Origin of the sequence: Streptomyces abikoensis, from assembly GCF_014648775.1 — a bacterium.
GTDB lineage: Bacteria > Actinomycetota > Actinomycetes > Streptomycetales > Streptomycetaceae > Streptomyces > Streptomyces abikoensis.
The window spans coordinates 1-23584 of the sequence record NZ_BMRT01000009.1; the positions used below are offsets into that span (position 1 = coordinate 1).

The window sequence follows — 23584 nt, forward strand, 5'->3', positions numbered from 1 at the left end:
CGAGGAGCCCATGAACGCCCAGCCGTCGCGGGACTTGAGCGTACGGAAGTTGGCGCGCATCAGGTCCGGGACGTCCTCGGTCAGCCACGTGCCCATCTTCGGCTGACCGGGGATGTCACTGCCGTCCCAGTAGATGCCCTTGTCGTCCGGGCCGGGGTTCAGCACCGGCATGGCCAGCAGGAAGGGCTTGACCTTGCCCTCCTTGTACCACTTGGCCATGTTCTCCTGGAAGTTGAAGCCCGCCCACCAGTAGTTGGTGCCGTAGCCGGGGCCGCCGGGCAGGGCGATCATCACGGGGAAGCCGCTCTTCGCGTACTTGGGGTCGTCCGTGTACTCCTTGGGCGCCCAGACCCAGACCTTGCCCTTGAAGCCGGACTTCTTGCCGTCGAGCGTCACGAGGCTGACGTGGGTGCCGTCGTCCAGGGTCCGCGCGTTCTTGAAGTCGGCGGCGGGCCCGGTCGGCATGAGCACCTTGGAGTCCACCGGCGCCGCGGAGGCGCCGCCCCCGCCCTTTCCGTTCCCGCTCCCCTTCCCCTGCTCCGGCTGTTCGATCTTGCCGTAGCTGACGGGGTCGCCCTTGTCCGTGAAGGGGGGTATCTCGTAGTGGACCATCACGGGCCAGGCGATCAGCCCGAGGACGACCACGCAGGCCACCACGACGGCCCACCGCTTGCCGCGCGAGGAACGGCGCCGCGGCGGTGGCGGTACGGGGCTCGGGGGCGCGTGGATACCGGAAGGTGAATGCGTCATGGCGTCGCTCCGCTAGGGTCGGCTGCCCGACGAGCAGCACAGGGCACATGGCGAATGGATGTGCCCTGTGGGATGCGGGCGGGGACCCCGGCGTTCCAGGCGCGGGCCGTGAGTTTTTGCACAGCCATTACGCGGGCATTACCGGGCGATCACGCAAACGCTCGTTTCCGCGCGAGCGTCAGCGCTGGGCGGCACCGCGTCGCCGCGAGGCGACGACCAGCCCCGCGCCCGCACCGAGGACGACGACGGTGCCGCCGACGATCCACGGGGTGGCGGAACCGGCGCCGGTGAAGGCGAGTTCGGAGCCGCCGCCGTTGGCGGAGGCCCCGGAGCCCTGGGCCGACGCGGAAGCGGAGGCGGAGGCGGACGGCTTCGCCGTGGCACCGGCAGCATCGCCCTGCTTGGGCTGCCCGGCCCTGCCGGCCGGCTTCGCCTGGCCGGCGGAGGCAGAGGCGGAGGCCGAGGGCTTGGCGCCCTTGTCGTCCTTGCCGCCGTCCTTCTTGCCGCCGTCCTTGCCCTTGTCCGCTTCCCCGGCCGCCTTGTCCTTCTTGGCGGCCTCGTACTGGCCCACCTCGAGGAAGTGGTTGAGGGCCTCGTCCGTGTCGGCGCTCAACGCGTCGTAGGCAGCCTTGTGCACGGCAGGGCCACCGGCGCCACCGACCTGCGTGACCTTGATCCGGAGGTCCGTCTTACGGGCGAAGGGCAGCTCCTCCTCAAGGAAGCGCTTGATGGCCTCGGGGGTGCCCTTCTGCAGGGCGGCCTTGCCGTATTCCTTCACCGTGGGGCCACCGGAGTTGATGATCTGGGAGACCCGCACCTCGTCGTCGGTCAGCCGCTCCTGGTACTGCCCGACCTCCAGGAACCGCGCGCGATCCTCGGGCGTACCGTCGAGCGCCTTCTGCGCGCCCTCGCGGACACCGACGCCGGAGCTCTTGTCGCCGAGGATCTTGAAGATGGCGATCCGGTTCTTCTCGTCCCGCTCGTCCGCCTCCCGCGAACCCCCGCCGGGCTTCGCGTCACCGGCCTTCTCCACCACCGCAACAGCGGCGGGCTGCCCACCACCGGCGGCCACCGCCGGCGAGGAGAACAGCACGGCCGGGGCGATAGCCACGGCCGCGACGAGGACCGACGCGCGAACCGACTTCATGTACGCACCTGCTTGTCATAAGAAACGGATAAATCTCCCGTCATGCTACGTCTGTTGATCAAGCCCGACTCAGCCACCCTGCTCACCGTCGGTGCACGCCCGCCCACAGCCTCCAAAACACGGAAGGGGCGCCCGGATTCCTCCGGGCGCCCCTTCCGTGCTGCGTCAAGGCAGCGCTGGCGGAGACTGTGGGATTTGAACCCACGGTGACATCGCTGCCACGACGGTTTTCAAGACCGTTCCCTTAGGCCGCTCGGGCAAGTCTCCACGCGTCGCCCACCGGGAGCGACGCGTGGACAGCCTACCGGGTACGCGGATTGGGAGTGGAGGCCCGGCCACCACTGGATGGTCATGGGACCGGCCGGTGGTCTAGGGGAAGAGCATGATCCCGAAGGCCAGCACCACGAGGACGGCGATGACGATGACGACGCCGATCCGCATGGGGTGGTGTGCCAGCGCGGCGTTTCCCGGTCTGCCTCCGCGCGGCCGGTCCTCCGGCAGTTGTGGGTTCTCCGGCCTGTCGTGTGTGTAGAAGTCGCCACCGGCCATGAGCGCACCTCCTGGTGGAGGTCGGCGAGCCCTCCCCGGGCAGGGGAGAGCTCTGGATGGGTGCTATGTGGCCATTATGCGACTTTTGTCCGGAAAGCGAGAGGCCGGAGGCGGGCCGGCGGGCGTCAGCCCACCTTGTCGCCGCGGCGCTCGCCCAGCGTGATCTCCGTCGTCGCCTGCTTGCCGTCGCGGACGTAGGTGACGGTGACCTTGTCACCCGGCTTGTGGGTCCAGATCTCGCTGATGAGGGTGGGGCCGCTGTCGATCGTGGTGTCGTCGAGCTTGGTGATCACATCGCCCGGCTTCAGGCCGGCCTTGTCCGCCGGGCCGCCGGGGGTGACGGACGGGCTGCTGCCGTCGCCGCCCGAGGCGATGCGGGCGCCGTTGACGTTGTCCTTCATGTTGACCGTCGCCGAGATGACCGGGTAGATCGGCGTGTGGTCCTTCATCAGCTGCTGGGCGACGTTCTTCGCCTGGTTGATCGGGATGGCGAAGCCCAGGCCGATGCTGCCGGACTGGCCCTGGCCGCCGCCGAATCCGCCGCCGCCGTTGCCCGCCGACTGGATGGCGGAGTTGATGCCGATGACCGCGCCCTGGGCGTTGAGCAGCGGGCCGCCGGAGTTGCCCGGGTTGATCGACGCGTCCGTCTGCAGGGCGCTCATGTACGAGGCCTGGCCGCCGCTGCCGCCGTCGCTGGAGGCGACCGGGCGCTTCTTGGCGCTGACGATGCCGGTCGTGACCGTGCCGGACAGCCCGAACGGCGCGCCGATGGCGACCGTCGCGTCGCCCACCGCCGCCTTGTCGGAGTCGCCGAGCGGAAGCGGGGTGAGCTTGGCGCCGGAAGGGTTCTTCAGCTTGATGACCGCTACGTCGTAGCCCTGGGCGCGGCCCAGCACCTCCGCGTCGTAGTTCTTGCCGTCGGAGAACGTCACCGAGAGCTTGCCGCTGTCGGCGGCCGAGGCGACCACGTGGTTGTTGGTGAGGATGTGGCCCTGGGTGTCGTAGACGAAGCCCGTGCCCGTACCGCCCTCACCGTTGCTGCTCTGCGCCTCGATGGTCACGACGCTGGGCAGCGCCTTGCTCGCGATGTCCGCGACCGAACCCGGCGTACGGCTCTCGATCTTCGGGTCGCCGGAGGCGGAGACCGTCGTGGAGCTGTCGTCGCTCCCCTTGGCCGCCCAGAAGCCGATGCCGCCGCCGACACCGCCCGCGACGAGGGCCGCGGCGAGCACGGCCGCCACCAGGCCGCCCGACCGGCCGCGCCGCGGCGGCGGGGTCGGGGCGCCCCAGGGCGCGGCCGCCGCGCCGTACGGCGGGGGCGCCGCCGCGCCGCCGTACCACTGGCCGGCGTCCGGAGTGCCGGGCATGGGGACGCCGGTCGCGTTGGTGGCGTTGTACGCGGGCTGCGGCGGGCCGGCCGGGAACTGCGCCGTCGGGGCCTCGGCCGGAGGTGTGGTCGGGGGCGTGGTCGAGGGCGTCTGCTGGCCGTACTCGGGCCCGGTGGCGGGATCCACTGCGGAAGCGGCAGACGCGGCGGAAGCGGCGGGCTCGGCGGGGGTGGAGGTCGTGGCGGGAGCAGAGGACGCGGCGGGCGCCGGTGCCTCCTTCTCCAACGCCACAGGAGGCAGCTGCGCCGTCCGCTCCCCCGCCGACGCCGGAGCGTCGGCCGGCGGTGAGGTCGGAGACTCCGGCCGCGGCTCCGCCGCGGACGGAACGGAGGCGCCCTCGTTCTCGGTGCTCACTGTTGTCTCCTCTGTCCAATGCTCATGCCCGGCCACGATCACCAGGGTCCGCGTCCAGCCTTTCCCATGGCGCGTCAGGCCACCGTAAGCGGAGGCTGTGACCTCGGCCGCCGGTCCTTACTACCGACAAATCGTCCCCCATGCGCGATTGTGCCAGCCGGTGGCACCATAACGCGGTGACCCAAGAGCGCCACCTCCTCGACGTCGTCGCCCACCGCGGAGCCTCCGAGGACGCTCCGGAACACACTCTGGCCGCCTACCGCAAGGCGATCGAGGACGGGGCGGACGCCCTGGAGTGCGATGTGCGGCTGACCGCCGACGGGCATCTCGTCTGCGTCCACGACCGCCGGGTCAACCGCACGTCCAACGGGCGGGGCGCGGTGTCCACCCTGGAGCTGGCCGACCTCGCGGCCCTGGACTTCGGCTCGTGGAAGGCCGCGGCGGGCGAGCCCGAGGCGCCGGACCGCGACACCGACCCCGACCCGGCGCGGGTGAGCGGCCTCGCCGCCGACCGCGAGAGCACCTCCGTGCTCACCCTGGAGCGGCTGCTGGAGCTCGTCGCCGACTCCGGGCGCAGGGTCGAGCTGGCCATCGAGACCAAGCACCCCACCCGCTGGGCGGGCCAGGTCGAGGAGCGGCTGCTGGCCCTGCTGGACCGCTTCGGCCTGGCCCGGCCGTCGCCGGACGAGCCCTCGCCCGTACGGGTGATGAGCTTCTCGGCCCGGTCCCTGCACCGGGTGCGGGCCGCGGCGCCCGCGCTGCCCACCGTCTATCTGATGCAGTTCGTCAACCCCCGCTACCGCGACGGCCGGCTGCCCCGGGGCGTGGGGATCGCCGGGCCCAGCATCCGCATCGTCCGCAACAACCCCGACTACGTGACACGGCTGCGCCGCGCGGGCAACGCCGTGCACGTCTGGACGGTGAACGAGCCGGAGGACGTCGAGCTGTGCGTCCGCCTCGGCGTGGACGCCATCATCACCAACCGGCCCAAGGCCGTCCTGGCCCAGCTCGGCCGGAAGTAGCCGTAAGCGGCCGTATGGAACCGGACGCAGCCGGAAGCAGCCGCCGTCGAACGCGGGCCTTGATCGGCCGTTCGGCTGATCCGGAGGCTCCGGCGCCATTACAAGGAGTGCACCGGCGCGTTCGGTGCGTATGCGGCCGTCGTGAGTGCCCCACCGGGCGGAGGTTGGCCGGTTTCCGGTCCAGTCCATTGGGGCATCCATCCCCTGACGTGGGGCAAAGGAGGTCTCGGGGGTGGCGTTGGTGGTGGCACAGGAGGTGCCCACGTCGTCGATCATGGCCGTACCCCATGGTCCTGCCGGTGTGGGCGAGGCGAGACACCGGATGCGCAAGGAGTTGCGCGCCGGCGGGGTACCGGATTCGGTCATCGACGACGCGGTACTGATCCTTTCCGAGCTGCTCAGCAACGCGTACCGCCACGGGCGCCCGCTGAGCCGTGACAGCCGCGACGGCCGCGGCAAGGGCGAGCGGGGCGCGGACGACCCCGGTCTCGTCAGGGCCGCCTGGCGGATGGACGGGCGCGGCAGGCTCACGGTCGAGGTGACCGACGGCGGCGGGCCCACCCGCCCCTTTCCGGCCACTCCCTCGGTCACCGCGCGCGGCGGCCGCGGACTGAACATCATCAACGCGCTCTCCCAGGACTGGGGCGTCCGCGATGCCACGGGCGAGGTGACGGTCTGGGCGGCGCTCTCCGCGCGCGCCGGTTTCGCTACGCGCGTCGATCCCGGCCCGGCCGCCACCCTGGGTTTCCCCGGCCTCACCGAGTTCGGGGATCTGACCGGTCTGTCTGATCTATCCGACCTGTCCGATCTGACGTAGCCACCCGGGCCGCCCGGCCCGCCCGCCCGCTCGCCGCCTCGACGCGCATGGACACGTACACATGTACGCACGCATGTACGTACGCCGTCGGCGCCCGCCCCGCACCGAGCGCCCGTCCGATCCCCCCGTCGGCCCGCGCGGCGCGCCCCCGTACGCGCCCGCCCGCGCGACCTCTCCCGCGTGCCCGGCCGTGCCGTCACAGCCGGGCGCTAGGCTCGCGCCCGCAGGCAAACGGCCTGCCTCGGAAATCGAGAAATCGACCAGCGCCGGGCCCGCGCCACGCACCACCGCCGGACGGACGGACGGATTGACAGGCACGGACGGGCACGGACGCATTCGATCGGGAGACACGCACACCATGGCCAAGAAGCGCCGCCCCCAGACCAAGGCCGCCCAGCCGCACGCCGGTGACGTGGTGGTCCCCGTCGTCGGCGCCCGTGAGCCCTGCCCCTGCGGCTCGGGCCGCCGCTACAAGGCCTGCCACGGCCGTGCCGCCACCCAGGCCGCCGTCGAGCTGGTGCGGCGCCCCTTCGAGGGGCTGCCCGGCGAGGCCGACTGGGTCGCGCTGCGCGAGCTGGTGCCCGCCGCGACGGTGGAGCTGAAGCTCAAGGACGGGCTGCCGGAGGGCGTGCCGTCGGTGACCCTGGCGACGGTGCTGCCGATGGCCTGGCCCGCCCTGCGCCGCGACAACGGCGCCGTGCTGCTGGGGCTGCAGAACGACACCGCGACCGGTGACCTCAGCCGCGACCTGGCCGACACCCTGCTGCGCGCCCTGAAGGCCGAGCCCGGCACCCCGGTCGCCGCCGAGCGGGGCGGCGCCGAGGGGCCGCGCCTCCAGGACCTGCTGGACCCGGCCGCCCCCTTCGAGCCCGTCGTCCACACGGGCTTCGAGTTCTGGGTGGAGAACGCGGAGGGCGCCACCGGTGAGGTCGCCGCGTCGCTGGAGCGGGCCAACGCCGCCGCGATCCCGACCGTCCGGCTCTCCGGCGTCGGCTCCGCCTACTGGTGCGAGACGCCGGAGAAGAACCACCTGCGCTGGGTGATGACCGAGCCGGAGGAGCGGCTGCTGGACGCCCTCGCGCGGCTGCACGCGGCCGGCACGAGCTCCCTCGGCGAGGGCACCCGCCTCGTCGGCTCGTTCCGCGCGCACGGGCTGACCGTGCCGGTGTGGGACCTGCCGTCCGCGATGCGCGCGGAGGACGTGCAGAAGCCGGCGGAGGCCTTCGCGGAGCGGCTGGGGACGGCGCTGACGGACGAGACCCCGCTGACCCCCGAGGAGCGCCGCGCCCGCAGCGGCCTCACGAGCCGTCAGGTCACCCTGAACTGACGCCGCCTGGGACGGTCGGCCGGGTGGAACCGTCGGCGGAACGGTCGACGGGCGGCCGGTGGAACGGCACACCGATGACGATCACGCGGACTCCCGTGATCGCCATTCGGCCACGCCCCGCCGTCCGCCCCGCCACCCACCCGGAATCAGCCGCACCGTCGAACAGGGCCGGATGGGGCACTTCCGGCGCCCCGGAACGGTAAACGACCGGTCAAGCCGCGTGACTCCTGTCACAACTCCCGCTGTCAGACCGGAAATCGGCGTCCGGAAATCCACGATCGAATTTGCGAACCGCAGATCTCTTGTTACCGTTCTAGGAGCCCGGTCGCTGGTGCATCCCCCGTCGCCAGCGACCGGGCGTTTCCATGCCCGGACGCGGAACGGGCGCCGAACCGGCGCCGAACGATCGCCGACCGGACGGCCACCGGGCCCCGTCGATGTCGAACGGACACCCATCAGGCTCCGTCCGCCGCCTCCCGGCACCTCTCCGGCGCCCGCCACCTCGGCCCGCGCCCGCTCCCGGCCCCTGAACAGCGGCCCGCCCCACCTCGGACGCCACCGCGTACGCCCTGGGCGCGGCGATGCGCGTACGGGCTCACAGCCCGCCCAGGGGGCGCCCACAGCGGACTCCCGCCACCCCGCGGGGTGAACGCCCCGTAGCCCCCGGCGCGAGCCCGGACTAACCGTCCTCCGGCGCCGCCGAGTTGCTCCCGGAGCGGAGGAGGAGCTTCCCATCCGTCGAAGCGATCTCCGAGACCGCCGCATACGAGCCATGTCCGCGCACGGTCCGTTCGTGGGGGGTCTCGCACATGTCCGGATCATCGGTTGCGGCGAGCTCGCAGTTCACCTGCACGGTCCGGCCGTCGGGGGCCATCAGGGTCAGCACGCCGACCAGGGGCGCGCCCGTCGCGTTGCGGTAGTACGTGCGGGCCCAGGTGTTCCGGTCCCGTTCGAGGACGCAGGTCTGGGCCTCCACGCCCTCCGGCGAACCGAGTTCGGGACCGCACCGGGTGGCGCCCGCGAGGCCCGTGCCCAGGGCCGGAGCGAACGGGTCCGCCGGGTCGCGGCCGTCGGCGGCGCCCGGCCCGAGGGGGCCGCGCGCGGATCCCGGCGTACCGAATCCGGCCGGTCGCGGACCGCCCGCCACGCCCCGGGCATCGGCCCGCGCGGCGTCCCCGCCGGCACGATCCCGGCCGGCGCCCCTTCCGGATTCCGCCCCGGCGCCGGAGGCCCCGGACGCTCCCGAAGCGCCCGAGCCCGCGCCGGAATCCGGCTTCGTCCGGGCCTTCTCCCGGCCCGCCACCCCCGCCGGGCCCGCCGCGGCGACGGCCAGCGGCAGCACCACCGCCAGCACCACCGCGCTCGCGAGCGCGATCATCCGGAGATTCGCCGCGCGCTGCCCGGCCGCGCCGGGAACACTGCCGGGAACACTGGACGCACGCACCATGGGACCACCTGCAACTCTCCACGGGCGCTCGAGCGCGCGACCGCGGGACACGGAACGGATTTCGCGGCGCGGTACGCCTCAAGGGCCCCGCACCGATGACCCCGGTACGGACCCGCGCGAACCCTCGCCCCGCCGGGCCGACGGCGCCCTTGCCAGGCGCCCGGCACTGCCCGGATCCCGAACATACGGGCACGACGCGGCCCTTCGGGGCCTCGCGCGGCCGTTTCCTGCGCTTCTCTCCCCGGCTTACACCCGGAAGAGTGAGTCCGAGGAAGGTGAGTCCGAGCAGAGAGCGAGGAGTGCGAGCGCGTGCGTCTCCCGTCCGTACGCGCTCCCGCAGCCGGCCAGGCCCCCGCCGAGCCCCCGGGTGTGCCCGGGGACGGGCTCAGCGCCCCAGCCCCAGTACCCCGGCGCCTCAGTGCCCCGGTGCCCCGGTGCCCCAGCGTCCCAGCGCCTCAGTGGGCGAGCCTGGTGCCGCCGCCCTGGCTGCCCGTGGCGCCGACGGTCTGCTCGACCAGGACGTCGATGACCGTGGCCACGTCGGGCAGCCAGGGCCGGGCCAGACCGTCGAGCCGCCGCTTGGAAGCGGAGCGTCCGCCTCGCCCGGCGGTGGCGCCCGCCGGCCTCGGGGCCCGCTCCCAGCGCACCCGGCCCGCGCCCGTGGGTGAGGGCGGCAGCACGGCGTAGCCGCCCTCACCGTGGAAGCGCAGCGCCCCGGGCACCCAGTCCTGGCTGTGCAGGAGTTCGCCGAGGACTTCGAGCGAGTAGGGGGCCACCAGCAGGGACCAGCGGGTGGGGGTGGCCACCACCGGGCCGAGCCGGACGCCCGCCATGTCGAACGCGGCCAGCGCGCGGGCACCGGCCACCGCCGGCAGGCTCACCGCGCACGGCGCCCGGCCGCCGGTGGCGAGGACCACGGGCGCCTCCGGGCGATTGGTCCACCACCAGCGGACCATCCTGGCGTCGGTGGTGGCCGCCAGCAGCCCCGGGTCGAAGGGGTGGGCGCCGGGGACCGCGCAGTCCGGGTCGGGGCAGCCGCACTCGCGAACGCGGCCGATGCCGGGCCGCAGGCCGACACCGGGGAGCACGGGCCACTGCCACTCCGTCGCGTAGGTCAGGGCCGCGGTGAGTACGGCCGAGCGGCCGGCCCGCCGGAGGGAGAGCTTGCGTCGCCTTCCGAGGATCTCGCGCATGAGCGCTCGTTCCTTTCCGTGAACGCCGAAGGTGGGCCCTTGCCCGTCGGCAGGGGCCGTATTGCACGTACATGACGCTGAGCGGTGCAGGGGTGCTGCTGGAACTGCGGAACTGCGGGAACTGCGGAAGCACTGCGGGAATTGCGCGTAGTCCCCGCGAACCGGGGGGACTACATGGCACTACGGGCACTGCTCGGCGCGGTGCTGGCGCGCCGTGGCTCCCGGACCGGCACACCACGTGGATCAAAGTCACTGCGCGTACGACGCAGCGCATCACGCCACGGGCCGAGCGTGAAACCTGGCGGGGGGTGGCGCGCGCATGGCGCTTCGTGCTGAGCCGGTGCGCCCCTCGCCTGCGGCATGGGTTGCCCCACGCCGCTCGGGGATGGGCGTGGCCGTTGACCGATAAGACGCTCGGGCCCGCCGCCGGGTTGCGGGGCGGCCCCAACTGCCGCTGCCCTTCTCCGAGTACGTACCCACCACGGTGGATGTGACGCGCTGCTGGAGCGAGGCCAGTCGATCGCAATTCCAGGGCCACGGCACTATTTTCCGGCCAAACTTCGGGGAACTCCGACGAGGACGGAAGCCTCACCAGACACCATGAATCCCACTGGTCCAATGCTGGACATCCCCTTGCCCGGGCGTGTACATGTGGAGCACTGATAGCGCGCAACACGACAGGGGGTTTGCGGTGCTATTGAGCGGAACACCCAGGCCAACCCACTGGTCGTGCGGGCCCGGCGGGCCACCCCGGGCCGGCTCCCGGACGGGTCCCGGGAGCGGCCGCGCACGCCCCCGCCCGGGCGGCTCGCCATGACCAGCCCCCACCCGCCGAAAGTGGCCGGAATCAATCCACCGGTCCCGGCTCCCGCGCACACTTCCGCCCCCGCGGTCCCCACTCCCCCCACCGCTCCCGAGGCGTCCTCCCCCGCCTCGGGCACCCTCTTCCAGGACCGCCTCGCCGGCTGGGTCTCCGACCTGACGACGCTCCACGAGCTGACCGAGCGGCTCAGCCGCACCGCCGACCTCGACGCCGCCCTGCGCGAGCTGCTCCGCGCCGGGGCCTCCCTGGTGGGTGCCGGACGCGGCCTCGTCACCCTCCACCCGGACTCCGGCACCGGGCACCCGGTCACCGTCGGCCTGGGCCTCGGCCACGCCGACATCGGCCACATCGAGACCATCCCCCCGGCCCCCGCCCCCCGGACCCACGGCCCCACGGCCGGCAGCCCACAGGCCCACGCCCCGCGCCCCCTCGGCCCGTACCGCGTCCCGGACGACGCGGGCCCCCACAGCAGCCCGTACGTACGCCTCCTCGACGACCTCCCGCCCGAGGGCGACCGCAGCGGCAGGATCCACCCCGACATCCTGGGCGAGGACGACCTCGACCCCCGGTACCGCGAGGTCGCCGCCCGGCTCGGCTACGCCGCCAGCTACGCCCTCCCCCTGGAGTCGGCGGCGGGGCCGCCGTCCGGCCCGGAAGCGGACGCGCCGCCCGGCGCGGGCCGCGTCGGCGCCGCCGTCTGGCTCTACGACGAGCCCGCCGAGCCCAGCGAGCGCCAGCGCCACCTGGCCGGCCTCTACTGCGGCTACGCCGCCGAGCACCTCGCCCGGCTCATCGAGCTGACCGGCGCCCGCGACGCCGTGGCCGTCCTCCGCGAGGAGCTGCTGCCCAGCAGGCTCCCCCACATCCCCGGCATCCGTCTCGCCGTCCGCCACCGCACCGGGCCCCGCGGCGGCGGGAACTGGTTCGACGCGCTGCCGCTGCCCGAGGGCGCGCTGGGGCTCGCCATTGGCGGCATCACCGATTCCGGCCCCGGAGCGGTCGCCGCGACGGGCCGGCTGCGGGCCTCCCTGCGCGCGTACGCCGTGATGGAGGGCGAGGATCCGGTGGCCGTCCTCTCCGACCTGGAGCTGCTGCTCAGACTGACCGAGCCCGCCCGCACGGCGACGGCCCTCTTCGCCTACTGCGAGCCCCCCGGGACCCTCCCGGGCGAGGGCCGGGGCAGGAAGGTCGTCGTCGCCGGGGCGGGCCACTGCTCCCCGCTGATCGTCGGCCCCGGCCGGGTCGAGTACGTGGAGACCTCCCTCTCGGCCCCGCTCGGCATGCTGGCCTGCTGGGAGGCACCCAGCGTGGAAATCGAACCGGAACCCGGAGAAACGCTCCTCTTCTACAGCGACGGCCTGCTCCACCGCACGGGCGACAGCATGGACCGGGCCTTCGCCCGGCTGCGCTCGGCGGCGGCGACCGTCCCCCGGTCCGCCCGGCGCGACCCGGAAGCCATCGCGGACCACGTGCTGCGCACGGTCCTGCCGGAGCCGGAGGGCGGCGACCCGGCGGACCCGGCGGAGGACGTCGTGCTCCTGGTGGCCCACTTCGAATGACGGTCGGCTCGAATGGCGGTCGGCTCGAATGGCGGTCGGCTCGAATGACGGTCCGCTCGAGTGACAGTCCGCCCGAGTGACGGCCCGCACAACCTTCTCCAGGGCATTCCACCGCACATACGATGGAAAGCGGCCCCGTTCGAGGAGGAAAGCCAGTGACCGAGCAGCCCGCACCCGAAAACCCTGAAGGTGACGAGCCGATCAAGCAGCGGAAGAACGGCCTCTACCCGGCCGTCTCCGCCGAGCTCGCCGACAACATGAAGTCCGGCTGGGCCGACACCGAGCTCCACGATCTGCGGCCGATACCCCAGGCCGCCGAGACCGCGCGGCGCCGCGCCGAGCTCTCCGCCCGCTTCCCGGGCGAGCGCCTGGTGATCCCGGCGGGCAACCTGAAGACCCGCTCGAACGACACCGAGTACGCCTTCCGCGCCTCGACCGAGTACGTCTACCTCACCGGCGACCAGACGCAGGACGGCGTCCTCGTCCTGGAGCCCACCGGCGAGCAGGGCCACGAGGCCACGATCCACCTCCTGCCCCGCTCGAACCGCGAGAACGGCGAGTTCTGGCTGGACGGCCAGGGCGAGCTCTGGGTCGGCCGCCGCCACAGCCTGACCGAGGCCGAGCGGCTGCTGGGCGTGCCCGCCCGCGACGTCCGCGAGCTGGCCGGCACCCTCGCCGGGGCCACCGGCCCGGTCCGCGTCGTCCGCGGCCACGACGCCGGCGTCGAGAAGGCCCTGACCGACAAGGTCACCGCCGAGCGCGACGAGGAGCTGCGCGTCTTCATCAGCGAGCAGCGCCTGGTGAAGGACGGCTTCGAGATAGCCGAGCTCCAGAAGGCCGTCGACTCCACCGTCCGCGGTTTCGAGGACGTCGTGAAGGTCCTCGACAAGGCCGAGTCCACGAGCGAGCGGTACATCGAAGGAACGTTCTTCCTGCGCGCCCGCGTCGAGGGCAACGACATCGGCTACGGCTCCATCTGCGCCGCCGGCCCGCACGCCACCACCCTCCACTGGGTGCGCAACGACGGCCCGGTCCGCTCCGGCGACCTGCTGCTGCTCGACGCCGGTGTGGAGACGAACACCCTCTACACCGCCGACGTCACCCGCACGCTGCCGATCAACGGCACGTACACCGAGCTCCAGCGCAAGATCTACGACGCGGTGTACGAGGCCCAGGAGGCCGGCATCGCGGCGGTGAAGCCGGGCGCCAAGTACCGCGACTTCCACGACGCCGCCCAGCGCGTCCTCGCCGAGAAGCTCGTCGAGTGGGGCCTCGTCGAGGGCCCGGTCGAGCGCGTCCTGGAGCTCGGCCTCCAGCGCCGCTGGACCCTCCACGGCACCGGCCACATGCTCGGCCTGGACGTCCACGACTGCGCGGTCGCCCGCACGGAGACCTATGTCGACGGCGTCCTGGAGCCCGGCATGGTGCTGACCGTGGAGCCCGGCCTGTACTTCCAGGCCGACGACCTGACCGTGCCCGAGGAGTACCGGGGCATCGGCGTCCGCATCGAGGACGACATCCTCGTCACCGAGGACGGCAACCGGAACCTCTCCGCCGCCCTGCCGCGCACGTCCGCCGACGTCGAGGCGTGGATGGCCGGCCTGAAGGGCTGAGCCGGACGCCGGACCGCCGGCACCCGGACGACCGAAGAGCCGCGGCCTCCCCCGAGGAGCCGCGGCTCTTTCGTGTGTATCGCGCTCGATCGTTACTTGTCGGCGGTCAGCACGCCGGCCTGGCCCCAGCTCTCCGCCGGGGTCTCCTGGATCCACACCTGCACGGCCTCGGCGGGGATCCGGTAGGCGTCGACGAACGCGTCGGTGATGCGCTGGACGAGGTCGCGCTTGAGCTCGATGGAGCGGGGGCCCTGCTGGACGGTCACGACGGGCACGGGATGCCTCCTGAAGTCGCGGTGTCTCCCGGCGGTTCCGGGTCGTTCACCGGTATGGCACCAGTCCACCGCGCGGCGGTCCGCCGAACCAGAAGCGATCGGAGCCCGCAGCGATCACGAATCGTGATCGTCGGCGGCGCGGACGCATGATGGTGTCAGGGGCTTTCCCACGACGAGGGAGGTGCCGGGCCATGACGAAGTTCATGGACGTCCATCACGGCATGCAGGGCATCACCGCGGATCAGCTCGCCGCCGCGCACCGCGCCGACCAGGCGATCGAGCGCGCGGAGGGCGTGCGCTTCGAGCGCGCGTGGGCGGACCCGAAGTCGGGGACCGTCTACTGCCTCTCCGAGGCGCCCTCGGCGGAGGCGGTCAAGCGCGTCCACGAGCGGGCGGGCCACCCGGCCGACGAGATCCATCAGGTGCCGCTGGAGGTCTCCTGAGCGGAGAGAAGCCTCCGCCAGGACTTACGACGCCCGCAGCAGCGCCGCTGCCGCCGGGCCGCCCTCCCGCCACTTGAGGATCTTGTCGAAGCTGACGACCGCCCCCGCCCGGCCCGGGCGGTTGCGGACCCGGACGTGGTCGGTGAGGGACGCGATAAGGAAAAGACCCCGGCCGTGCTCGTCATGGACGGCGGCCGGGGTCCTGGTGTGCGCGCGGGCCGGGTGGCGGCGCGGGGACCGGGGGCGTTCGGCGAATCCGGGGCCGGAATCGGTCACCTCGATGCGACAGGTGTCGCCGTCGATGAGGGCCGTCACGCGATAGCCGGTGGAGGCGTCACCACCGTGCTCGACGGCGTTCGCACACGCCTCGCTGAGCGCCACGGCCAGGTCGTACGAGGTCTCGGGGTCGACGCCGGCCGTCTCCATGGCACCGATCAGCAGCCGTCGGGCGAGCGGAACGCTCGCGGCCTCGCGCCGCAAGTGGAGTGACCACCAAATGCTCATGCTCAGCCTCCTGGCTGCGGCTCGACATACCGATACCTATAGCCACGGGGCGCGCCGCATAAGCCTGTCGGCTGTGTGAGACCGCTCATTCGGCCGACGCGCCACGCGGGTGGGGGCGTGTATGGACGGGCGGTGGTGACCGGGCGCGGCGGGGAGGACGAGCCGGACACCCTGCCGTAGGGACGGCGTATGGGCGGTGGGATGATGGCGCGGTCATGCCTCTCCCCGTCGCGCGCGCCGGCGCCGATCTGCGACTGATCCGGGCCGCGGTGTTCACCGCGGTCTGTGTCGTGCTGTCCGCGGGCGGGCACGTGCTGGCGTCCTGCGCGAAGGTGCCGCTGTGGGCCCTGGTCGCGGCGGGCGCGGCGGTCTTCGCCGTGGCCGCGCCGCTGGCCGGGCGGGAGCGCTCGCTGCCGGGCATCGCGGCCGCGCTGGCCGTCGGCCAGCTCGCGCTGCACACCCTCTTCGCGCTCGGGCAGCACGGGGCGCGGGGCGCGGACGCCGCGGCCGCCCATCGGGCGGGCGCCGACGGCCACTTGATCGACTTCGCCGGGCAGTTGCTCTGCGACCAGCGGCCGATGTCCGCCGACCGGGCCCGTGAAGTGATCACGGGTGCCGGACTCGACCCGGCCGCGCACGCTCCGGCTCCGGCCGCGCCGAGCGGCGGGGGCGGCGCCGGTTCGTTCGTCCACGCGCTCCTGCCCTCCCCGGCCATGGTGCTGGGGCATCTCCTCGCGGCCCTGGCCCTGGGGTGGTTGCTGCGGCGCGGTGAGGCCGCGCTGTGGCGTCTGGTGCGGCTGTCGGCCGAGTCGGCGCGCGGTGTCGCGGAGTCCGCGCTCGTCCGGGCGCTGGCGCTCGCGCTGCTGCCGTTCGTCCGGGCGCTGGGCGCGGAGCCGCTCGCGGTGCCCCGGTCGTGGACGGCCGCGCGGGAGACGCGTCCGGCGCGGGAGGCCGAGTGGCGGCACGTCGTGATCAGGCGGGGGCCGCCGCGCCTCGCCCTCGCGGCCTGACGGCACGACGCATCGCTTTCCACCACCCGGCAGGGCGGGGAAGGGTGTTTCGCGCTGTCCCCGCATGCGCGCCATCCCCTTCCATCCCCTCCTGCCAGTGGAGAGTTTTCCCATGACCTCGATCCGTCGTATCCGTGCCGCCCGTGCCTCCCTCGTCGCCGGTGCGACCGCCGGTGGCCTGCTGCTGTTCGCCGGTCCCGCCTTCGCGCACGTGAGCGTGCAGCCCGGCACCGCCGAGAAGGGCGGCTACAGCACCATCGCCCTCAAGGTGCCCAACGAGAAGGACAACGCCTCGACGGTGAAGCTGGAGCTCACCCTCGACCCCAAGCACCCGCTGGTCTCCGTGATGCCGCAGGCCGTGCCGGGGTGGGACGTGAAGGTCGAGAAGACCAAGCTCGACAAGCCTGTGCAGATGCACGGCAAGTCGATCGACGAGGCCGTCAGCAAGGTCACCTGGACCGGCGGCAAGATCGAGCCCGGTCAGTTCCAGCAGTTCCCGCTGTCCGTCGGCCAGCTGCCGACGGACGCCGACGAGCTGGTCTTCAAGGCGCTCCAGACGTACTCCGACGACGACGTCGTCCGCTGGATCGACCCGTCCAAGCCGGGCGGCGAGGAGCCCGAGCACCCGGCTCCCGTCCTCAAGCTCGTCGCGAAGGGCTCCACGGGCGCCGCGGGCGGTCACCACGACGACGCGAAGGACGCCAAGAAGGTGACCGCCACCGCCGGGGACGCCGAGGAGAAGAAGAGCGACGGCGGCAGCGACACCACCGCCCGCGTCCTCGGTGTCGTCGGCATCGTCGTCGGCGCCGCCGGCGCCGCCTTCGGCGTGCTCGCCGGGCGCCGCCGCCGCGACTCCGCCGCCTGACACCCGTACCGCGGCCGGCAGGGCACGCACGCCCTGCCGGTCGGCGACACCGACCACCTCTGGAGAAGCACTCCATGCGCACCAAGATCCTCGGCGCGGTCCTCGCCGCGACGGCCGCGCTCACCCTGACGGCCTGCGGCGGCTCGGGCGACGGCGGCGGCGACAAGCCCGCCGCCGATGTCTCCGCCGAGCCGAAGAAGGCCGGGGCGATCACCCTGGACAACGCCAAGGCCAAGCCGGACCTGGTCCTGACGGACACGTCCGAGAAGAAGTACGAGCTGGTCAAGGAGACCAAGGGCCGCCCCGTCCTGCTCTACTTCGGCTACACCTACTGCCCCGACGTCTGCTCGACGGTCGTCTCCGACATCGCCGCCGCCGAGAAGAAGCTGCCCAAGGCCGACCAGGAGAAGCTCCAGGTCGTCTTCGTCACCACCGACCCCGAGCGGGACACCCCCAAGCGGATCCGCGAGTGGCTCGACGCCCAGGGCGGTCAGGACATAGTCGGCCTGACCGGCGACTTCGCGACGATCCAGGCGGCCGCCAAGCCGCTGGGCATCCTCGTCGAGCCCGCCAAGAAGGAGAAGGACGGCTCCGTGACCGTCAGCCACGGCGCCGAGGTCGTCGGCTTCTCGCCGAAGGACGACGCCGGCCACTGGATCTACACCGCTTCCACCACGTCCGACCAGTACGCCCAGGATCTCCCGAAGATCGTCAAGGGGGAGAACCCGTGATGCGCCCGAAGAAGATGAACAAGGCCACCGTCGCCACCGCCACCGCCCTGCCGCTCGTCCTCGCGGGCGGGCTGCTGCTGATCACCGGCTGCCAGTCGGAGAAGGACCGCCTGTCCGTCTCCTCCGGCAAGCCCGAACTGGCCGTCAGCGGCGCCTATCTGCCGGAGCCCGCGATGGCCGACATGGCCGCCGCGTACCTCACCGTCGAGAACGACGGCGGCGAGGCCGACCAGCTGGTCGGGGTCACCAGCCCGCTCTCGTCCGACATCACGATGCACACCACCGAAGGCTCGCAGATGAAGCACGCGGCGAAGCTGGAGGTGCCCGCCAAGGGCAAGCTGTCGCTGTCGCGCGGCGGCACGCACCTGATGCTGGGCAAGCTCGACCACAAGCCGCGGGTGGGGGAGAAGATCGAGTTCACCCTGCGCTTCGCCACCTCGGCGCCGATCAAGGTCAAGGTGCCGGTCGAGAGCGCGACGTTCCGCCCCAAGGGCTGACGCGGCGATGAGGACCCGGACCGCCGTACGACGCGCCGTACGACGTGGAGTGCCGCTTCCCGGCGCGCTCCTCGTCGCCTTCCTCGCCGCGCTGTTGGGCACGCTGACGCTCGGCGCGGGCACCGCGTCCGCGCACGCGGCGCTCACCGCCACCGACCCGGCCGACGGGTCGGTGGTGCCCGCGGCGCCCGCGCGGGTCACGCTCACCTTCTCCGAAGGGGTGCTGCTCAGCCCCGACTCGGTGCGGGTCCTCGACCCGCGCGGCGAACGCGTCGACGCGGGCAGGCCGCAGCACGACGGCGGACGGTCCGGGACCGCGACCGTCGCGCTGCGCGCCGGGATCGCCGACGGCACGTACACGGTGGCGTGGCAGGCGGTCTCGGCGGACAGCCACCCGGTGGCCGGGGCCTTCACGTTCTCGGTCGGCGCGCCGTCGAAGACGACCGTGACCGTCGACTCGGCGGCCACGCGCACCGATCCGGCCGTCGCCGCCTTCTACGCGATCGGCCGGTACGCGGCGTACGCGGGCTTCGTCCTGCTCGTCGGCGGCTGCGTCTTCGCCGGGGTGTGCCGCTCGTCGCGGGCGGTACAGCGCGTGGCGGTGGGCGGCTGGATCGCGCTGTTCGTCTCGACGGTGGCGCTGTTGCTGCTGCGGGGCGCCTTCACGAGCGGCAAGGGGATGGGCTCCGTCCTCGATCTGTCGCTGCTGGGCGGCGTGTTGTCCACCAAGCCGGGCGCGGCGCTGCTGTCGCGTCTGCTGCTGCTGAGCGCGGCGGCGGTGTTCCTGGCGGTGCTGTTCGGCACGTACGCGCAGGAGGACGACGGGCGGGGCCGGTCCGGTGACGGTGCCGGTTCCGGTGCCGCTGCCGGTGGTCCTACGCTCGGCCGCCGCCGGGACATCGCCTGGGGGCTCGGCGTCGGGGGCACGCTCGTCGCGGGCGGCCTGGCGGCGACCTGGGCGCTGGCCGAGCACGCGTCGGCGGGCCTCCAGCCGTGGCTGGCGATGCCGGTGGACGTGGCGCACCTGCTGGGCGTCGCGGTGTGGCTGGGCGGGCTGGCGGCGCTGCTGGCCACGCTGTGGTCGGGCGAACGGATCCGGCGGACGGCGGTCGAGCGCTTCTCACGGATGGCGTTCGTCGCGGTCTGCGTGCTGGTGGCGACCGGGCTCTACCAGTCGTGGCGGCAGGTCGGTTCGTGGGACGCGCTGACGGGCACGGAGTACGGGCGCTGGCTGCTGGTGAAGGCCGGGCTGGTGGTCGCCATGGTGGGCGTCGCGTTCCTCTCCCGGCGCTGGACGGGCCGCCTCGTGGACGCGCCCGAGTCCAGGCGGCCGACGGCCCGGAAGAAGCCGGGGACCGGCGCGAAGCCGGCGCGGGGAGCGGCGAAGCCGCTGTCGAGCGCGGGCGCCGGACCGGCGACGGGCGCCGACGCCGCCGAAACCGCGTCCGGCGCGAAGGGCGCGCAGGGCTCCGCTGCCGACGCCACTCACACCGTTGACGCCGTCGACTCCGTCCGCGCCGCGCAGCTCGCGCGGCAGCGGGCGGCGCGGGAGAAGGCCGCCGGGCGGCGCGTGCGGGACGCGGACACCGGCCGCACCGGGCTGCGCCGGTCCGTCCTCGCCGAGGCGGGCGTCGCCGTCGTCGTGCTGGCCGTCACCACCGCGCTCACCGGCACCCAGCCCGGCCGGGCCGAGACCGAGCAGCGCCGGGCGGCGGCGGGCCGGACGGCCGCGCCGTCGGCGGCCCGGCCCGCCGACGTGCGGATCGCCTACGACACGGGCGGCACGGGCGGCCGGGGCACGGCGCGCGTCACCGTCGACCCCGCCCGCTCGGGGGCCAACACCCTCACCGTCACTCTGACGGACCCGTCCGGGCGCCCCGTGGACGTACCGGAGCTGACACTGTCCATGACCGAGAAGGAAAAACAGATCGGTCCCCTGCGGGCCGCGCTGGAGCGTCAGTCCGCCGGACTGTGGAAAGCCAAGGATTTCCGGCTGCCCATGGCCGGCGACTGGCAGCTGTCCCTGACCGTACGGACCTCGGACATCGACCAGGTCACCGAGATCGAGAACGTGAAGATCATCTGATGGCTGACACGACTGACACCACGGCCGGCGGAGTCGCCGGGGACGACACACGCCCGATCAGCGGCAGGACGGGCGGCAAGGCGAGCGGCAAGGCGAGCGGCGGCAAGCGCGCCGGGAAGAACGCCGCCGCGACCGCCGCACGCTCCGGCAGCACCGGACCGGGCGGCCCGTCCAAGGGCCGCACCCGGCCCGACAAGAGCACCGGCGGCCCCGCCAAGGACGCCCCCGCCACGACCGGCGGCGGCGCCGGGAGCTCCCGTACCGCCGGCGAGCCGGAAGCGGCCACCGCCACCCCCGGCGCACCGGTCGACGGCGTCTCCCGCCGGCGACTGCTGGGCACGGCGGGCGCCGCCGGCGCGGCGGCGCTCATCGTGGGCGGGGTCGCGGGGGCCACCGGGGCCGAGGCGGTGCGCGGCAAGCCCACGCCGCTGACCGACGTCGGCTCGGGCGTCGTGCCCTTCCACGGCACGCACCAGTCGGGCATCCTGCAGCCCGCGCAGGCGCACGGCCATCTGGTCGCCTTCGACCTCACCGGCGGGACCGACCGCAAGGGCGCGGCCGCGCTGATGCGGCGCTGGTCCGCGGCGGCGGCGGAGCTGATGGCCGGCCGGCCGCCGCAGGGGGACGACTCGGGTGTCGCCCTCGACGCGGGCCCGTCGTCCCTGACGGTCACCTTCGGCTTCGGCCGCACGTTCTTCGACCGCGTCGGGCTGACGGACCGGCGGCCCGACGCGCTGGAGCCGCTGCCCGCCTTCACCGCCGACGTCATCGACGGCAAGCGGAGCAACGGCGATCTGTGGGTGCAGATCGGCGCCGACGACGCGCTGGTCGCCTTCCACGCCCTGCGGCTGCTCCAGAAGGAGGCGGCGGGCGCGGCCCGGGTGCGCTGGCAGATGAACGGCTTCAACCGCACGCCGGGCGCGACCGCGCAGCCGATGACCGGCCGCAATCTGATGGGCCAGATCGACGGGACGAACAACCCGAAGCCGTCGAGCGCCGACTTCGCCCAGAAGATCTTCGTGCCGGACGGCCAGCAGGGCCCCGAGTCCTGGATGGCGGGCGGCTCGTACGCGGTCGTCCGGCGCATCCGGATGCTGCTGGACAGCTGGGACAACCTGTCGCTGGACCGCCAGGAGCGGGTGATCGGCCGCCGCAAGTCCGACGGCGCGCCGCTGTCCGGCGGTACGGAGACCACGCGCGTGGACCTGGACAAGATGGGCCCGGACGGCGCGCTGGCCATCCCGGGCGACGCCCACATCCGCGTGGCGGCCCCGGCCAACAACCGCGGCGCGGCGATGCTGCGGCGCGCGTTCTCGTACCACGACGGTTTCCTCGACGACGGCGCGCCGGACGCCGGCCTGCTGTTCATCGCCTGGCAGGCGGATCCGCTCAAGGGCTTCGTCCCGGTGCAGCGGAAGCTGGACCGCGGCGACGGCCTCTCCCGTTTCCTCCGTCACGAGGCCAGCGCTCTCTTCGCCGTCCCGGGCGGCTGCGACGAGGGCGGCTACGTGGGCCAGCACCTGCTGGAGGGGTGATGGGCGCGGGTCCCGGGGGCCACGCGGCCTCCGGGATCCCCGTTCCGCCGGATCGGTAGGGTGGACGACCGAGCCATCCGTGCCCCTTCCGGAGGAAACCATGAGGTCGGCAACCCGCTACACCTACCTCGGCCCCGAGGGCACGTTCACCGAGGCCGCCCTGCGCACCCTCCCCGAGGCGGCCACCCGCGAGCTGGTCCCCATGGTCTCCGTGCCCGCCGCGCTCGACGCCGTGCGCTCCGGCGAGGCCGCGGCCGCGCTCGTGCCGATCGAGAACTCGGTCGAGGGCGGCGTCACCGCGACCCTCGACGAACTGGCCACCGGCGAACCGCTGATGATCTACCGCGAGGTGCTGCTGGAGATCGCCTTCGCGCTCCTGGTCCGTCCGGGCACCCGCTTCGAGGACATCAAGACGGTGACCGGCCACCCGGTGGCGCAGCCGCAGGTGCGCAAGTGGCTGGCGGCCAACCTGCCGGACGCGGTGTGGGAGTCGTCCGCGTCCAACGCGGACGGCGCGCGGCTGGTCCGCGAGGGCCGCTACGACGCGGCGTTCGCCGGGGAGTTCGCGGCGGCGACGTACGGGCTGGAGCCGCTCGTCACCGGCATCCACGACGCGGAGAACGCCGAGACCCGCTTCGTCCTGGTCGGCCGCCCGGCGCGGCCGGCGGCGCGGACGGGGGCGGACCGGACGTCGCTGGTGATGTGGCAGCGGGACGACCACCCGGGCGCGCTGCTGGAGTACCTCCAGGAGTTCGCGGTGCGGGGCGTGAACCTCATGCGGATCGAGTCGCGGCCGACCGGCGAGGGTATGGGGCGCTACTGCTTCTCCGTCGACTGCGAGGGGCACATCACGGACCGCCGGGTGGCCGAGGCGCTGATGGGGCTCAAGCGGACGTGCGCCGAGGTACGGTTCCTGGGTTCGTACCCGCGTGCGGGTACGAGTACTGGGGGTGCGAGTGCCTCGGGCGCGGGTGCCGGGGGTGCGAGTGCCGGGGGTGCCGCCCGGGGTGAACAGCCGGACGGACGTCCGGGGACGACGGACGGCGACTTCGTGGCGGCGGCGGACTGGCTGGCGCGCTGCCAGGACGGCCGGGCCTGAGCGGCCGCCTTCTCCGGCTGTCCCCAGGTCCTCCGTCCCCAGGCCGTCCCGGGTTTCCCACAGGGTTACCCACAGACTTATCCACAGGCGGTTCTCGACCTGGGGATAAGTCGATAGAGCGAGAGTCCCTGGAAACCGTATAAAACGGGCAATGGTCGACAAATCTCTCCGCTGACCCGGCACGGCCGTCCACAGCCACCGATTCCCGTGACTGCTACCCGTCCGTCAGTCGAAATGCCTCGAACAACCCTTTAGGGGGAGTGAACGCCACCCCAAAGAGTGGCCGTAAGAGGTTTGCCTCATGAAACTCTGACGAATGACAGACCAAACGGAATCCCCGCTTCCGACATCCACAGATTTCCCGCACACCCTGTGGACAAAGAAGCGGAACTGCTCACTCCTGTGGACAACAGCAGTCCTCAACTGCCGCCTTCCACAAGGCGTCACGGCCCGGCGACGAGCCCGCCCACCGCTTTCCGGAATTCCCAGAGTTGGACAAATCACAACCAAAGGGAATATCGCGTCGAGCAACCGCAGCGCACAACGGTAG

At 73.2% G+C, this 23584-nt stretch carries 21 protein-coding genes and 1 tRNA gene; 13 read left to right on the top strand and 9 right to left on the bottom strand.

Going from position 1 to position 23584, the window contains the following annotated elements; genetic code table 11:
* From IE096_RS24820 to IE096_RS24840, 5 genes are all read right to left on the bottom strand, one after another.
* Positions 1-750: alpha/beta hydrolase (locus tag IE096_RS24820; RefSeq protein WP_506005076.1), on the bottom strand; the 750-nt coding region annotated here is incomplete at its 3' end.
* Between the two features lie 178 nt (positions 751-928).
* Entirely contained in the window at positions 929-1897 is a 969-nt protein-coding gene (locus IE096_RS24825; protein WP_189455378.1) for an ALF repeat-containing protein, read from the bottom strand.
* Positions 1898-2074: 177 nt separating this feature from the next.
* Positions 2075-2164 (bottom strand) — tRNA-Ser (locus tag IE096_RS24830).
* 102 nt (positions 2165-2266) lie between these two features.
* Positions 2267-2446: a hypothetical protein gene (locus IE096_RS24835; RefSeq protein ID WP_189455380.1), complete on the bottom strand. Its 180-nt coding sequence runs from the start codon at positions 2444-2446 to the stop codon at positions 2267-2269.
* Between the two features lie 125 nt (positions 2447-2571).
* The gene (locus IE096_RS24840; protein ID WP_189455382.1) at positions 2572-4188 is read right to left on the bottom strand and encodes a S1C family serine protease; all 1617 of its coding nucleotides are present in this window, start codon (positions 4186-4188) and stop codon (positions 2572-2574) included.
* Positions 4189-4364: 176 nt separating this feature from the next.
* Here IE096_RS24840 and IE096_RS24845 point away from each other — a divergent pair, with 176 nt between their 5' ends.
* From IE096_RS24845 to IE096_RS24855, 3 genes are all read left to right on the top strand, one after another.
* The gene (locus tag IE096_RS24845; protein WP_189455385.1) at positions 4365-5210 is read left to right on the top strand and encodes a glycerophosphodiester phosphodiesterase; all 846 of its coding nucleotides are present in this window, start codon (positions 4365-4367) and stop codon (positions 5208-5210) included.
* 274 nt (positions 5211-5484) lie between these two features.
* Complete coding sequence (locus IE096_RS24850; protein ID WP_229820620.1) at positions 5485-6027, top strand: ATP-binding protein; 543 nt, start codon at positions 5485-5487, stop codon at positions 6025-6027.
* Between the two features lie 358 nt (positions 6028-6385).
* Positions 6386-7354 carry a DUF5926 family protein gene (locus tag IE096_RS24855; RefSeq protein ID WP_189455388.1) on the top strand — a complete coding sequence of 323 codons (969 nt, stop codon included), beginning with the start codon at positions 6386-6388 and terminating at the stop codon, positions 7352-7354.
* A gap of 679 nt (positions 7355-8033) precedes the next feature.
* Here the strand turns inward: IE096_RS24855 and IE096_RS24860 are convergent.
* Both IE096_RS24860 and IE096_RS24865 read right to left on the bottom strand, forming a co-directional pair.
* Positions 8034-8801, bottom strand: coding sequence for a hypothetical protein (locus tag IE096_RS24860; protein WP_229820592.1), 768 nt, complete (start codon positions 8799-8801; stop codon positions 8034-8036).
* Positions 8802-9256: 455 nt separating this feature from the next.
* Positions 9257-9994, bottom strand: a complete 738-nt coding sequence (locus tag IE096_RS24865; protein WP_189455390.1) for a bifunctional DNA primase/polymerase — start codon at positions 9992-9994, stop codon at positions 9257-9259.
* An 813-nt stretch (positions 9995-10807) separates the two neighbouring features.
* Between IE096_RS24865 and IE096_RS24870 the strand changes: the two genes are divergently transcribed.
* Both IE096_RS24870 and IE096_RS24875 read left to right on the top strand, forming a co-directional pair.
* Positions 10808-12376, top strand: coding sequence for a PP2C family protein-serine/threonine phosphatase (locus tag IE096_RS24870; RefSeq protein ID WP_189455392.1), 1569 nt, complete (start codon positions 10808-10810; stop codon positions 12374-12376).
* 155 nt (positions 12377-12531) lie between these two features.
* Entirely contained in the window at positions 12532-13989 is a 1458-nt protein-coding gene (locus tag IE096_RS24875) for an aminopeptidase P family protein (RefSeq protein ID WP_373298201.1), read from the top strand.
* A 92-nt stretch (positions 13990-14081) separates the two neighbouring features.
* Here IE096_RS24875 and dmpI read toward each other — a convergent pair whose 3' ends face one another.
* Positions 14082-14264, bottom strand: a complete 183-nt coding sequence (gene dmpI / locus IE096_RS24880) for a 4-oxalocrotonate tautomerase DmpI (protein ID WP_189455397.1) — start codon at positions 14262-14264, stop codon at positions 14082-14084.
* A 191-nt stretch (positions 14265-14455) separates the two neighbouring features.
* Between dmpI and IE096_RS24885 the strand changes: the two genes are divergently transcribed.
* Positions 14456-14707, top strand: a complete 252-nt coding sequence (locus tag IE096_RS24885) for an SCO4226 family nickel-binding protein (protein WP_189455399.1) — start codon at positions 14456-14458, stop codon at positions 14705-14707.
* 24 nt (positions 14708-14731) lie between these two features.
* On the opposite strand, the gene IE096_RS24890 is transcribed toward IE096_RS24885, so the two are convergent.
* The gene (locus tag IE096_RS24890) at positions 14732-15211 is read right to left on the bottom strand and encodes an ATP-binding protein (protein ID WP_189455401.1); all 480 of its coding nucleotides are present in this window, start codon (positions 15209-15211) and stop codon (positions 14732-14734) included.
* Between the two features lie 215 nt (positions 15212-15426).
* Between IE096_RS24890 and IE096_RS24895 the strand changes: the two genes are divergently transcribed.
* The 7 genes from IE096_RS24895 to pheA all read left to right on the top strand — a co-directional run bounded on the left by IE096_RS24895 (position 15427) and on the right by pheA (position 23034).
* The gene (locus IE096_RS24895; RefSeq protein ID WP_189455402.1) at positions 15427-16221 is read left to right on the top strand and encodes a hypothetical protein; all 795 of its coding nucleotides are present in this window, start codon (positions 15427-15429) and stop codon (positions 16219-16221) included.
* Between the two features lie 112 nt (positions 16222-16333).
* Positions 16334-17086 (top strand): YcnI family copper-binding membrane protein, encoded by a 753-nt coding sequence (locus IE096_RS24900; RefSeq protein WP_189455404.1) that lies wholly within the window; start codon positions 16334-16336, stop codon positions 17084-17086.
* A 74-nt stretch (positions 17087-17160) separates the two neighbouring features.
* On the top strand, positions 17161-17817 hold the full coding sequence (locus tag IE096_RS24905; protein ID WP_189455406.1) for an SCO family protein: 657 nt from the start codon (positions 17161-17163) through the stop codon (positions 17815-17817).
* Entirely contained in the window at positions 17817-18314 is a 498-nt protein-coding gene (locus tag IE096_RS24910) for a copper chaperone PCu(A)C (protein ID WP_229820594.1), read from the top strand. The genes IE096_RS24905 and IE096_RS24910 overlap by 1 nt, the downstream gene beginning before the upstream one ends.
* 7 nt (positions 18315-18321) lie before the next feature.
* Positions 18322-20400 (top strand): FixH family protein, encoded by a 2079-nt coding sequence (locus IE096_RS24915; protein ID WP_189455408.1) that lies wholly within the window; start codon positions 18322-18324, stop codon positions 20398-20400.
* A complete protein-coding gene (gene efeB, locus IE096_RS24920; RefSeq protein WP_189455410.1) occupies positions 20400-21935 on the top strand; it encodes an iron uptake transporter deferrochelatase/peroxidase subunit in 1536 nt (511 codons plus the stop codon). Before IE096_RS24915 ends, efeB begins: the two co-directional genes overlap by 1 nt.
* Positions 21936-22035: 100 nt before the next feature.
* Complete coding sequence (pheA, locus tag IE096_RS24925) at positions 22036-23034, top strand: prephenate dehydratase (RefSeq protein ID WP_189455412.1); 999 nt, start codon at positions 22036-22038, stop codon at positions 23032-23034.
* Positions 23035-23584 lie beyond the last annotated feature (550 nt).